The 12,998-nt window shown below is 77.5% G+C and carries 10 protein-coding genes; 7 read left to right on the forward strand and 3 right to left on the reverse strand.

Annotated elements, in window-relative coordinates; all coding sequences use genetic code 11:
- Positions 1 to 6 precede the first annotated feature (6 nt).
- From aceB to BUE37_RS19910, 5 genes are all read left to right on the forward strand, one after another.
- Positions 7 to 1,578 (forward strand): malate synthase A, encoded by a 1,572-nt coding sequence (aceB, locus tag BUE37_RS19890; RefSeq protein WP_073422168.1) that lies wholly within the window; start codon positions 7 to 9, stop codon positions 1,576 to 1,578.
- The gene (locus tag BUE37_RS19895; protein ID WP_073422169.1) at positions 1,578 to 2,810 is read left to right on the forward strand and encodes a DUF6986 family protein; all 1,233 of its coding nucleotides are present in this window, start codon (positions 1,578 to 1,580) and stop codon (positions 2,808 to 2,810) included. The genes aceB and BUE37_RS19895 overlap by 1 nt, the downstream gene beginning before the upstream one ends.
- 84 nt (positions 2,811 to 2,894) lie before the next feature.
- Positions 2,895 to 7,925 (forward strand): SpoIIE family protein phosphatase, encoded by a 5,031-nt coding sequence (locus BUE37_RS19900; protein ID WP_073422170.1) that lies wholly within the window; start codon positions 2,895 to 2,897, stop codon positions 7,923 to 7,925.
- A 93-nt stretch (positions 7,926 to 8,018) separates the two neighbouring features.
- Entirely contained in the window at positions 8,019 to 9,116 is a 1,098-nt protein-coding gene (locus tag BUE37_RS19905) for an anti-sigma factor RsbA family regulatory protein (RefSeq protein WP_083628944.1), read from the forward strand.
- A 32-nt stretch (positions 9,117 to 9,148) separates the two neighbouring features.
- Complete coding sequence (locus BUE37_RS19910) at positions 9,149 to 9,652, forward strand: MarR family winged helix-turn-helix transcriptional regulator (RefSeq protein WP_073422171.1); 504 nt, start codon at positions 9,149 to 9,151, stop codon at positions 9,650 to 9,652.
- An 18-nt stretch (positions 9,653 to 9,670) separates the two neighbouring features.
- On the opposite strand, the gene BUE37_RS19915 is transcribed toward BUE37_RS19910, so the two are convergent.
- A complete protein-coding gene (locus tag BUE37_RS19915) occupies positions 9,671 to 10,684 on the reverse strand; it encodes an ATP-dependent DNA ligase (RefSeq protein ID WP_073422172.1) in 1,014 nt (337 codons plus the stop codon).
- A 238-nt stretch (positions 10,685 to 10,922) separates the two neighbouring features.
- Here BUE37_RS19915 and BUE37_RS19920 point away from each other — a divergent pair, with 238 nt between their 5' ends.
- Entirely contained in the window at positions 10,923 to 11,495 is a 573-nt protein-coding gene (locus BUE37_RS19920; RefSeq protein ID WP_073422173.1) for an NADPH-dependent FMN reductase, read from the forward strand.
- 41 nt (positions 11,496 to 11,536) lie between these two features.
- Here the strand turns inward: BUE37_RS19920 and BUE37_RS19925 are convergent, their stop codons facing one another.
- Positions 11,537 to 12,079: an NUDIX domain-containing protein gene (locus BUE37_RS19925; protein ID WP_073422174.1), complete on the reverse strand. Its 543-nt coding sequence runs from the start codon at positions 12,077 to 12,079 to the stop codon at positions 11,537 to 11,539.
- A gap of 34 nt (positions 12,080 to 12,113) precedes the next feature.
- On the opposite strand from BUE37_RS19925, the gene BUE37_RS19930 reads away from it, so the two are divergent.
- Positions 12,114 to 12,596, forward strand: coding sequence for a DnaJ family domain-containing protein (locus tag BUE37_RS19930; protein WP_175562942.1), 483 nt, complete (start codon positions 12,114 to 12,116; stop codon positions 12,594 to 12,596).
- Between the two features lie 29 nt (positions 12,597 to 12,625).
- Here the strand turns inward: BUE37_RS19930 and BUE37_RS19935 are convergent, their stop codons facing one another.
- Positions 12,626 to 12,988, reverse strand: a complete 363-nt coding sequence (locus tag BUE37_RS19935) for a nuclear transport factor 2 family protein (protein WP_073422176.1) — start codon at positions 12,986 to 12,988, stop codon at positions 12,626 to 12,628.
- Positions 12,989 to 12,998: the final 10 nt, after the last annotated feature.

A 12,998-nucleotide genomic window follows, 5' to 3' on the forward strand; every position in this document is an offset into this window, starting at 1 on the left:
GCAGCGGTGACGGACGTGCGCGTGGAGGGCCCCGACGTCGATCGGGCCGACGAGGTGCTCACCCCGGAGGCGCTGGAGTTCGTCGCCGACCTGCAGCGCCGCTTCGGCCCCCAGCGCGACACCCTGCTGGCGGCCCGCGCCACCCGCCGCGCCGAGATCGCCGCCGCCCGGTGGCTGGACTTCCGCCCCGAGACCGCGGGGATCCGCGACGGCGACTGGCGGGTGCCCCCGCCGCCGCCCGGCCTGGTCGACCGCCGCGTGGAGATCACCGGCCCGACCGAGCCGAAGATGGCCGTCAACGCGCTCAACTGCGGCGCCCAGGTGTGGCTCGCCGACCTGGAGGACGCCAACACCCCGCACTGGCGCAACGTCGTCACCGGGCAGCTCGTGCTGCGCGACGCCGTCCGCCGGACGCTCGCGTTCACCACCCCGGAGGGCCGGGAGTACCGGCTGCGCGAGGACGGCGACCTGCCGACGATCGTGCCCCGCCCCCGCGGCTGGCACCTGCCCGAGCGGCACCTGCTGGTCGACGGGCAGCCCGCCGTGGGCGCACTGGTCGACGCCGGGCTGTACCTGTTCCACAACGCCGCCGAGCAGCTCGCCCGCGGCAGCGGGCCGTACTTCTACCTGCCCAAGATGGAGGGGCACCTCGAGGCCGGGCTGTGGAAGCTGGTCTTCGACCACGCCGAGCAGGCCCTCGGGATCCCCGAGGGGTCGATCCGGGCCACGATGCTCGTCGAGACCATCCCGGCGGCGTTCGAGATGGAGGAGATGCTGCACGCGCTGGGCAGCCACGCCACCGGCCTCAACGCCGGGCGCTGGGACTACCTGTTCAGCGTCATCAAGGTCTTCCGCGAGGCCGGGCCGGACTTCGTGCTGCCCGACCGGGCCGCGGTCACCATGACCGCGCCGATGATGCGCGCCTACACCGACCAGCTCGTCGCCGTCTGCCACCGCCGCGGCGCCATGGCGATCGGCGGCATGGCGGCGGCCATCCCCTCGCGCCGCGACGCCGAGGCCAACGAGCGAGCGCTGGCCAAGGTCCGCGAGGACAAGACGCGCGAGGCCGGCGACGGCTTCGACGGCTCCTGGGTCGCTCACCCCGACCTGGTGCCCGTCTGCCGGGAGGCCTTCGACGCCGTCCTCGGCGACCGGCCCAACCAGCTCGACCGGCAGCGCCCCGAGGTGTCGGTCACCGCGGCCCAGCTCCTCGACGTCGCCGGCGTCCCGGGCGGACGCACGATGGCCGGCCTGCGCGCCAACGTCGAGGTGGCGATCCGCTACCTGGCCGCGTGGCTCGGCGGCAACGGCGCGGTCGGCATCCACGGCCTCATGGAGGACGCCGCCACCGCCGAGATCAGCCGCTCGCAGGTGTGGCAGTGGGTGCACGCGGGCGTGGAGCTCGACACGGGGGAGACCGTGACCGCGGAGCTGGTGCGCCGCGTCGTCGCCGAGGAGGTCGCGGGGATCGGGGAGCTGCCGCGACTGGACGACGCCCGCCGGCTGTTCGAGCAGGTCGCGCTCGCCGACGACTTCCCGGACTTCCTGACGCTGCCGGCCTACGAGCTCGTCTCCTAGTGCTCGACGACCAGGTCCACGCCGAGCTGGACCGCCGCCTCGCCCCGGTCGACGCCGCCCGCGCGGTTGCGTACCGGGGGGAGCGGCCCGGCCGGCAGCCGGTGCACACCTGCTACGTGCCCGCCGACGCCGTCGTCCCCGGGCTGGCCGCCGCGTGGGGCGCCGCGGCGCTCGCGGCGCTGGATGAGCACGGCCTGCCCGACCTCGGGTACGACGGCGCGCTGCTGGACGAGGTGCTGCCCCGGGTGCGCGCCAAGCTCGCCGCCGAGCCGGTGGAGGACCTGCGGGTCGACGCCGAGGACGGTTACCGCGGGCACCCCGACGCCGAGGACGGCGACGTCGTCCGTGCCGCGCAGGCGGTGGCCGCCGACCTCGCCGCCGGCGCCGCGCCGCCGTCGGTCGGGATCCGGGCGAAGTCGCTGGAGGGTCCGACCCGCCGCCGCGGCGTCCGCTCCCTCGACCTGTTCCTGGGTTCCCTGGGGGCCGGGAGCGCCACGAGGGCCACCGTCACCCTGCCCAAGGTGACCGACGTCGAGCAGGTGCGCGCCTTCCTGCCCGTGCTCGACGCGCTGGAGGCCGCGCACGGCGTCGCCCTCGACCTCGAGCTGCAGGTGGAGACGCCGCAGGCGGTGCTCGGCGGCGACGGCGCGGTGACGCTGGCGCGGATGGTGCACGCCGCCGGCCCGCGGCTGACCGGCCTGCACCACGGCACCTACGACTACAGCGCGGCGCTGGGCATCGCGGCGGCGCACCAGTCCTCCGACCACCCGGCGCTCGACCTCGCCAAGCAGCTCATGCAGGTCGCCGTCGCGGGCACCGGCGCCCGGGCCGTCGACGGGTCCACCAACGTCCTGCCCGTCGGCCCGCGGGAGCAGGTGCACGCCGGCTGGCGGGTGCACGCCGGCCTCGTCCGCCGGGCGCTGGAGCGCGGTCTGTACCAGGGCTGGGACCTGCACCCCGCCCAGCTGGTCACCCGGTACCTCGCCACCTACGCGTTCTTCCGCGGCGCGCTGCCGGCCGCGGCCGCCCGGCTGTCGGCCTACGTGGAGCGGGCCGACGCCGGCGTGCTCGACGAGCCGGCCACCGCCCGCGCGCTCGCCGGCGTGGTGCTGCGCGGGCTCGACTGCGGCGCCGTCGACGACGCCGAGGTGGCCGCCGCGACCGGACTGGACCGTCCGGTTCTCGACGGCCTGGCGGGACGCACCGGAGCACCCGCCCCCGGCAGCGCCTAGGCTGCCCAGCGTGGTGGCGCGGTGACCGGGGACGCGCTCGGTCCCCGCACGTCCCCCTCCGGAGGCGGAGCGGGGGGCCCCGGCATGGCCGAGCGCGTGGCGGCCCTCGACTGGTCGTCCACCCCGCTCGGTCCGCGGGAGTCCTGGCCGCAGAGCCTGCGCACCGCGCTCGACATCTGCCTCACCTCGCGCTTCCCCATGCTCGTGTGGTGGGGCCCCGACCTCATCGACTTCTACAACGACGCCTACCTGCCCACCCTCGGGGACAAGCACCCGTCGGCGCTGGGCCGGCCGGCCTCGCAGGTGTGGCCCGAGGCCTGGGACGACCTCGGCCCGCTGGCCGACCAGGTGCTCGGCGGCGGCGGTGCCACCTACAACGAGGACCAGATGCTGCTCCTCGAGCGCCACGGTTACGTGGAGGAGACGTACTGGACGTTCTCCTACAGCCCGATCGCCGAGGAGAGCGGCGGCGTCGGCGGGGTCTTCGTCGTCGCCACCGACACCACCGACCAGGTGCTCGGCGAGCGCCGGCTGCGCGTGCTCGGCGACCTGGGCGAGCTGTCGGCCGCGGCCATGACGACCGCCGCGGAGGCCTGCCGGGCCGCCGTCACGGTGCTCGACCGGCACCGGCACACGGTGCCCGCGGCCGTGGCCCTGCTCCGCGAGGACGACGGCGAGGACCTGCGCCCGGTCGCCGTCTCGGGCGCGGAGCCCGGCACGCCCGCCGCGGACGGGGTGCTCCCGGCCGCCGTGGACGAGGTCGTCCGGCGGGTGCTGCGCACCGGCGCCGCGGAGGTCTGCGACGGTCTCGCCGCCTCCGACCGGCTGCGGCCCTGCACCGTGGGGCCCGCCGTCCCCGACCGGGCCGTCGTGCTGCCCGTCTCGGTGTCCGGGGAGGAGGAGACGGCGGGGGTGCTCGTCCTCGCCGTCTGCCCCTACCGCGCGCTCGACGCCACCCACCGCGGGTTCCTCGACCTCGTGGCCGGGCACGTCTCCACCGCGGTCACCGACGCGCGCGCCTACGAGGCCGAGCGGCGCCGCGCGGAGGCCCTCGCCGAGCTCGACCGGGCCAAGACCGACTTCTTCAGCAACGTCAGCCACGAGTTCCGGACGCCGCTGACGCTGATCATGGGCCCGGTCGCGGAGCTGCGGTCCTCGCCCGCGCTCGCCGCCGACGCGCGGGCCGTCCAGGAGCTCGAGGTCGTCGAGCGCAACGCGTTGCGGCTGCAGAAGCTGGTCAACACCCTGCTCGACTTCTCCCGGCTGCAGGCCGGCCGCATCGACGCCCGCTTCGAGCCGGTCGATCTCGCCGCGGTCACCACCGAGCTCGCCAGCGTCTTCCGCTCGGCCGTGGAGCGGGCGGGGCTGGCGCTCACCGTCGACTGCCCGCCGCTGTCCGGGCCGGTGCACGTCGACCGGGACATGTGGGAGAAGGTCGTCCTCAACCTGCTCTCCAACGCGCTGAAGTTCACCTTCACCGGCGGCATCACCGTCCGGCTGCGCGAGCGCGACGGCGCCGCGGTGCTCACCGTCGCCGACACCGGCACCGGCATCCCCGCCGCCGAGCTGCCCCGGCTGTTCGAGCGGTTCGCCCGCGTCTCCGGCGCCCGCGCCCGCTCCGGCGAGGGCAGCGGCATCGGCCTGGCGATGGTGCGCGAGCTGGCCGGGCTGCACGGCGGGACGGTCGACCTCGAGAGCGCGCCCGACGTCGGCACCACGTTCACCGTCACGGTGCCCACCGGCACCGCGCACCTGCCGGCCGACCGCGTCGTCCCCGGGCGGGCGGAGGCACCGGCGGTGTCCCCGGCGGCCACCCCGTTCGTCACCGAGGCGCTGCGCTGGCTGCCCGGCGACGACCCCGACGGCGGGCCGGTCCCCGCCGCGGTGCCCGGCGTGCGCGCCGGCCGGGTGCTGGTCGCCGACGACAACGCCGACATGCGCGACTACGTCGTCCGGCTGCTCGCGCCCGTGCACGAGGTGCGGGCGGTCTCCGACGGCCGGGCGGCGCTCGAGGCTGCCCTCGCCGACCCGCCGGACCTCGTCGTCAGCGACGTGATGATGCCGCGGATGGACGGCATGGAGCTGCTCACCGCGCTGCGCGCCGACCCGCGCACCGCGCGCGTGCCGGTGGTGCTGCTCTCGGCGCGGGCCGGCCAGGAGGCCGCGGTCGAGGGGCTGGCCGCCGGCGCCGACGACTACCTGGTCAAGCCGTTCTCCGCCCAGGAGCTGCTGGCCCGGGTCGACGCCCACCTGCAGCTGGGCCGCGCGCGGCGGGAGGCCGAGGAGCGGTTCACCACCATGGCCGACCTCGCCCCGGCGCTGATCTGGGTGGCCGGCCCCGACGGCCGGCGGGTGTTCCTCAACGCCGGCTGGACCGCCTACACCGGCCGCCCCGACGCGGCCGAGCTCGGCGACGGCTGGCGCGAGGGCCTGCACCCGCAGGACCGGGAGCGCTACGACGCCGCCGTCGCCGCGGCCACCGCCCGCGGCGAGGGCTGGGAGGTCGAGTTCCGGCTGCGCCGGGCCGACGGCGCCTGGCACTGGCTGCTGGAGCGGGCGGTCCCGATCGGCGGCACCGGCGGCCCCGGCGGCTGGGTGGGCAGCTGCACCGACATCAACGCCCGGTACCAGGAGACCGAGCGGCAGACGCTGCTGGCCGGGGTCGGCACGGCGCTCGACCGCGAGACCGAGGTGGACGGCCAGCTCGCCGAGCTCGCCCGCCTGCTGGTCGAGCGGCGACTGGCCGACGTGTGCTCGGTCCGGGTGGTGGGGGAGGACGGCCGCCTGCGTTACGCCGGGCGGGCGGGCGTCGACCCCGGCGCACGCGTCGCGCTCGACCACCTGGAGCCGCACGCCGGGATCGGCCTGGAGGTGCTGGGTACCGGGACCCCGGTGCTGCGCACCCGGCAGTCGGGGGGCGACGACGGCATCCGGCTGGACATGCACTCGGCGCTCGTCGTGCCGCTCAGCGTCCGCGGGCGGGTGCGTGCGGTCATGTCCCTGGGCCGGCGGGGGGACGCCGCCGCCTTCCACGAGGACGACCGGGCGCTGGTCGAGGAGATCGCCGCCCGTGCCGCGCTGGCCCTCGACAACGCCCTGCTGCTGGCCGACGAGCGGGCGACCGCCCGGCGGCTGCGGCTGCTGCAGCGGGTCACCGCCGAGCTGTCGGCGGCCACCACGCCCGAGGAGGTCGCCCGCGTCGCGGCCGGCCACCTGGTCACGCTGGCCGGGCACGACGCCCGGGCCGGGGTCTTCGAGCTCGACGACACCGGCCGCGGCCTGCTCCTGCTCTCCCTCACCGGCGACGACCCGGTCGACCGGGCGCGGTGGTCGGCGCTGCCGCTGTCGGCGCCGCTCGCCGTCACCACGGCGGTCACCGAGCGCCGGCCGCTCTGGATCGACGACATGGCCGACTGGCCGGGTGCCCGCGGCGACCTCGCGCCCGACCAGGCCGAGACGCTGCGCTCGTTCCGCCTGGCCGCCACCGTGGCGCTGCCGCTGCTGGTGGCCGGCCGGGTGGTCGGCGTCGTCGGGGTCGGCTTCCCGCAGCCGCGCTCCTTCTCCCCGGCCGAGCGCGGCATGCTGCTCGCGGTCGCCGAGCAGTGCGCGCAGGCCCTCGACCGCGCCCGCCTCTACCGCGCCGAGCAGGGCATCGCGCAGACGCTGCAGCTGAGCCTGCTGCCCTCGCAGCTGCCCCGCCTCGAGCGGCTGGCGCTGGCCGCCCAGTACCTGCCCGGCGCGGCCGGCACGTCCGCCGGCGGCGACTGGTACGACGTCGTCGAGCTCGGCGAGGACCGCGTGGGGATCGCCGTCGGCGACGTCGTCGGCCAGGGCCCGTCGGCCGCGGCGGTCATGGGCCAGCTGCGCAGCGCGCTGTCCGCGGCCCTGCTGCAGGGCTGCGCGCCGGCCGAGGCGCTGGAGCTGCTCGACCGCTTCGCCGCGCGGCTGCCCGGCTCGCTCGCCTCGACGGCGGCGTGCCTGGTGCTGGACTGGCGGGCCGGCACGGTGCGCTACGCCCGGGCCGGGCACCCGCCGCCGCTGCTGGTCGCCGACGGCCGCGCCGGCTTCCTCGAGGACGGTGCCGGCGCGGTGCTGGGCGCCCCGGGCCGCCGGCCCTACGCCGAGGGGTCGGTCGACGTCGCGCCCGGCACTACGCTGCTGCTCTACACCGACGGCCTCGTCGAGCGCCGCGGCGAGCCCCTGGACACCGGCCTGCAGCGGGTCGCCGACGCCGCCGCCGCGCTCTCCGACGTCGCCCCCGCCGGGCTGACCCGCGCGCTGCTCGCCGGCGTGCTGGACGAGACGGCGCTGCCCGACGACGTCGCGGTGATCGCCGTGCGCGTCACGCCGCCGCCGCTGCACGAGACGCTGCCCGCCGACCCCGCCCGGCTGCGCGGCGTCCGGCGCGCGGTGACCGCCTGGGCCCGGGCGGCCGGCCTGTCCGAGGACGGCGTCGACGACCTGCAGCTGGCCCTGGGCGAGGCGCTGGCCAACGCCGTCGAGCACGCCTACGCCGGCAACGGCGGCGGGGGGCGCTGCGAGTACCGCCTGGAGCGGACCGCCGACGGCAGCGTCGACGTCTGCGTGCGCGACGAGGGCGTGTGGCGTCCCGCGCCGGCCGACCGGGGCCACCGCGGCCGGGGCCTGGAGCTCATCTCGGCGCTGGCCACCGACGTCGAGGTCGCCCGCACGCCCGACGACGAGGGCACGGACGGCACCGGCACCACCGTGCGCTTCCGCTTCGTCCCGGCCGGCCCCGGCCCGGACGCGCCGCCGGTCCGGCTGCGGCCTGTCGCGGAGGCGGGGGAGCCCGCCCGGCTGACCGTCTCCCGCGGGCCGGACGGCCTGCGGCTGGCGGCGTCCGGCGAGGTCGACCTGGCCGCCGCCGCCGCGCTGCGGGCCGAGGCGCTGCGGGCGCTGGAGGATCTGCCGGCCGGCGGGCGGGCGGTGCTCGACCTGCGGGAGGTCACCTACCTGGCCAGCGCCGGTGTGGGCCTCGCGCTGGAGCTGCGCGCCGCGGCCGCCGCCCGGCGGGGCCGGCTCGACATCGCCACCTCCGAGGGCAGCGCGCCCCGCCGGGTGCTGGCCCTGGGCGGGGTGCTCGAGAGCGCCTGAGCCGGGTCCGACGGCGCGCCGCCCGCCCCGTCCGGAGGACCCGGAGCCGACCCCGGGAGCGATCACCCGGGGACGTGGCCCACAATCGGGGAGATGGGCCGGAGCAGTCCCGGCCCCGGGGTGGTCGAGGGGCCAGTGGACCGAGGCACGGGGACGCCGCCGGCGAGGGCCGGAGCGGGATCGGACGCGCCTGCGTCGGACCCCGCCGCGTCCGCGTCCGCCGGTCCGGGCCTGCGGCACAGCGCCGCGCTCGTGCGCGGCCCCGGCGAGGTCGTCGACGTCGCCGCCGCGTTCCTGGACGAGGGCCTGCGCGCCGGTGACCTGCCGGTGCTCGCCGCCCCGCCCGAGGCGGCCGACGCCGTCCGCCGGGCACTCGGGGTCCGGGCCGGCGCCGTCGAGGTGGACGGGCGGGTCTGCCTGCTGGGAGCCCGCGCCCCGGACGCCGTGGGCGTGCTGCGGACCGCGCTCGACCGTGCGGTGGCGAGCGGCTCGGGCCGGCTGCGCGTCCTGGCCGTGACGACGTTCGGCCCCGACCCCCGGCACTGGCGTGAGATCCGGCGCTACGAGGCGGCCTCCAACGCACTGGTCGCGGCGCTGCCGGTCACCGCCCTGTGCGTCTACGACCGGTCCGACGTCCCGGACGACGCGCTGGACACCGCCCGGGCCACCCACCCCGAGCTGCTGATGGGCGGCCTGCGGGTGAGCAACTCGGAGTACGTGCTGCCCGATCCGTGCCTGCGCGAGCTGGCCGCCGCCCGGGAGCCGCTCGAGACCGGGACGCCCGTCTTCGCCGTCGACGACGTCCCCACGCTGCCCCGCCTGCGCGGTGCCCTCCGCGAGGTGCTGGCGGCGGTCGTCCCCGACCCCGACCAGCGCGCCGATCTGCACCTCGCCGCGAGCGAGGTGGCCGCCAACGCCTTCCGGCACGGCCGGCAGCCCGTCTCGGCGCGGGTGTGGGCCGACGAGCGGAGCGTGGTCTGCACCGTCACCGACTCCGGGCGCGGTCACGACGACCCCTTCGCCGGCTTCGCGCCCGCGCACGGCGACGACCTCGCGGCCGGAGGGATGGGGCTGTGGCTGGCCCGCAAGCTGTGGGACTCCGTGGACCTGCTCCCGGGCCCGGTCGGCGGGCTGACGGTGCGGCTGGCCACCACGCTGCACGCCCCGTCGTCCGGCCGCGGGGCGGCTTGACGCTGCCGTTGTCTCACTGCTGAGGTACCGGGGTGGAGGATGCCGTCGACCTCATCCTCGAGCAGTGGGCCCGGGAGCGGCCCGACCTCGACTGCTCGCCGATGGGCGTCATCGGCCGGATCACCCAGCTGCAGCGCGAGGTGCACCTCGCCCAGCGCGCGACCTTCGCCCGGCACGGCCTCGACGCGCCGTCCTTCGACGTCCTCGCCGCCCTGCGCCGGGCGGGGGAGCCCTACCAGCTCACCCCGACCGCGCTCATGCGCACGGCCCTGGTGACCTCCGGGGCGATCACCCAGCGGCTGGACCGACTGGAGGAGAAGGGGCTGATCACCCGCACCCGCAGCGAGGCCGACGGGCGGGCCGTCGTCGTCACCCTGACCCGGGCCGGCCGGGAGGCACTGGACGCCGCGCTGCCCGACCACCTGGAGACCGAGCGCGGCATGCTGGCCGGGCTGTCGGAGGCCGAGCTCGCGCAGCTGTCCGGGCTGCTGCGCCGGTTCCTGGTGTCGCTCGGGCGGCTGCCCCAGCGCCCGTGACCGGCAGCGCCCCGGCCGCTAGTCCGCGGGGGGCACGTCCTCGGGCCGCAGGTCGCGGCGGACACGGACGAAGCGCAGCGGGTGGCGGAACACCCCGGCGGTCAGGGCGGCGTCGGCGCTGACCTCCACGACGGCGGTCGGCTCGACCCGCGTCAGCGCCACCGACAGCCGCCCGCCGCCGAAGCGGCCGGTGCCGATCCGCTCCGGCCAGGGGTGGTCCTCCCCGGCGGGGGTGAGCACGGCGGCCAGCTCGGCCGACTGGGCGGGCGTGAGCGGGCCCGTGCGGCCGACGACGACGAGCTCGCCGTCGCGGTACCGGCCCGCGACCAGCTGGCCCGGCCCGTCGAGGGTGCCGATGACGCCGCCGGCGACCACCTCGGTGGTGTCCCACGTCTTGACCTTGAGCCACTCCCGCCGGCCGCCGGCGTAGCGGGTGGCCGCGCCCTTGGCGACCACGCCCTCGACGCCGAGCGGGCGCAGGTCGGCGGCCCACTGCCGCGCCTCGGCCGGGTCGGCGGTGACGGGGGAGAGCTGCAGCGGCGGCACCCACCGGCCGGCGAGCTCCTCGAGCGCGGCGCGGCGGCTGCGCAGAGGGCGGCGGCGCTGGTCGGCCCCGCCCGCGGCGAGCAGGTCGAAGGCGACGTAGGAGGCCGGGTGCGCGGCGGCCAGGGCGGCCATCCGCGACGGCGGGGTGACCAGGCGCCGCTGGAGCAGGCCGAAGTCCAGCCGCTCGCCGTTCCAGACGACCACCTCGCCGTCGAGGACCGTGCCGGCCGGCACCTGCGCGAGGGCGGCCGCGGCGACGTCGGGGAAGCGGTCGGTCAGGTCGCGGCCCTGCTTGGACCACAGCCGGGTGCCGGTGGCGCCGCGGACGACGACCAGCCGGTAGCCGTCCCACTTCGGCTCGTACCGGCAGCCGCCGGGCAGCGCGTCGCCGGTCGGCAGGTCGCGCACCGGCTTGGCCAGCTGCACCGCGACCGGCCCGGCGAGGTCGGGCGGCAGGCCGGGGAGGCCCGGGGCGGAGAACGGCACCCGGCCAGCGTCGGGGGTGCCGGGGCGGTGCGCAGGCCCCTGAGCTGCCGGATCACCCCATCAGGGCATGTCCGCGACGCTGCGCGACGGCGGCGGAGGCGGGCACGAGCGGTCCGCCGGTGTCCAGGCACGATCGGGTCACGGGCTGCGGGCGGGATCACGCTGCGTCCGGGATGCGGTCCTCGCCGCCGACGGTTGAGCACTCAACGAAGCGTCCCGTCGTCGTCCGGAGGTCCCGGTGTCCCGTCCCGTCCTGCAGGTGGTCGCCGCCAGCACCCGTCCCGGCCGCCGCGGCATCGCCGTCGCCCGCTGGGTGCAGCGCCTCGCGGAGGCCCACGGCGCCTTCGACGTCGAGCTCGTCGACCTCGCCGAGGTGGGCCTGCCCGTGTTCGACGAGCCGAACCACCCGCGGCTGCGCCAGTACGTGCACGACCACACCAAGCGGTGGAGCGCGACGGTCGACCGCGCCGACGCGTTCGTCTTCGTCACCCCGGAGTACAACCACTCCTTCCCGGCGTCGCTCAAGAACGCGCTGGACTACCTGTCGGCCGAGTGGGCGGACAAGGCCGCGGGCCTGGTCACCTACGGCGGCGTCTCGGCCGGGCTGCGCGCCTCCTCGGCGCTCAAGCCGGTGCTCGGCGCGCTGCGGGTGCACACCGTCCCCGAGGCGGTGTCGGTGCCGTTCTTCGCGCAGTTCCTCGACGAGGACGACGAGTTCGTGCCCAACGCCGAGCTCGAGGCCGGCGGCAAGGCGATGCTCGACGAGCTCGCCCGGGTCACCGCGCCCCTGCGCACCCTCCGCGCCGCCTGACGAAGGACCCCTCTGCCCCGCGGGAGGGGGCCATTGTCGCGCTAATGGCCCCTCAGGAGGAGCAGGGCCCAGGCGGCCAGGGACGGGCCGTCGGTGAACCGGCCGTCGGCGACCATGGCGCGCAGTTCGGTCTCCGTGACGAACGCGCTCACCATGTCGGCCTCGGTCGCCTCGCGCGCCGTCGGGCCGGGGGTGAGGTCGCCGGCCAGCCAGACGTCGAACTCCTGCGTCGACAGGCCCGGCGCGAGGTCGAGCCGGCCGAGGTGCTCGAGCCGGCCGGCGCGCAGCCCTGTCTCCTCCGCCAGCTCGGCGCGGGCCAGCTCCTCCGGCGTCCCGCCCTGCCCGGCCGTCAGCGCCTCGACGGACCAGGTGCCCTGCGGGAACTCCCAGGCGCGGCGCGCGATCGGGTGCCGGAACTGCTCGACCAGCCAGAACCCGCCGCGCTCGACCGCCATGACGATCGCGAAGTGCGGCTTCTCGACGACGGAGTAGACGCCGGTCGAGCCGTCGGCCCGCTCGACGGTGTCCTCCCGCAGCCGGATCCAGGGGTTGCGGTAGACCTCCCGGCTGCCCGTGGTGCGCATGCAGGGGAGCCTGGCAGAGGCGGACGATGGGGGCGTGACCGACCGCAAGCCGCCCGGGGTGTCCTTCGAGACCTGGGTCGAGCGGCAGATCGGCCAGGCGCAGGAGCGCGGTGACTTCACCGGTCTGCGCGGGACCGGCCGGCCGCTGCCGGCCTTCGACCCCGACGAGACGGTGTTCGACTGGGCGGTCGCCAAGGCCCGCCGGGAGGGCATCGCGCCGGCGGAGATGCTGCCGCCCGGGCTCGCGCTGCGACGCGAACGCGACGACCTGCCCGCCCGGGTGGCCGGGCTGCCGTCGGAGGACGCCGTCCGGGCCGTCGCCGAGGACTACAACGCCCGCGTCGAGGCCTTCTGGCGCCGGCCGCAGGAGAGCCGCTGGTCGCCGGTGCCGGGCCTGGCCGACGTCGAGGCGCTGGTCGAGGGCTGGCACCGGGACCGCCCGCCGCCCCCGCCGCCGACCGCCGCGCTCCCGGACACACCACCGCGCCGCCGCTGGTGGCAGCGGCGGCGCGGCTGAGGTCGCGGGACGGGTCCCGCGGGACGGGGTCAGGACGGCACGCGGTCGAGGAAGCCGAGCACGGTGGCGATGCGGCCGTCCCCGTCGGTGACGGCGACGTCGAACCCGGTCACCGGGGCCTCCGCGCCGTCGGGCCCGAGGTGCCACGTGAAACGCACCTGGTCGTGGTGGGCGTCGGCGTCCCCGGCGGGCCGGAAGACGAAGCCGGGGAACTGCGCCTGGACGGCGCCGATGAGGCCGGAGAGCTGCTCGCGGCCGGAGACGTCGGCCAGCGGGTCGGTGTAGCGGACGTCCTCGGTGAACAGGGCGTCCACGAGGGCCCGGCGGGCGGCGGGGTCGGTCTCGTTCCAGGCGGCGAGGTAGCGGTCGGCGAGGGCGGGGGTGGCGGTCACGGGGGTTCTC

The sequence above is a fragment of the Geodermatophilus nigrescens genome (genome assembly GCF_900129495.1).
In the GTDB taxonomy this organism is placed as follows: domain Bacteria; phylum Actinomycetota; class Actinomycetes; order Mycobacteriales; family Geodermatophilaceae; genus Geodermatophilus; species Geodermatophilus nigrescens.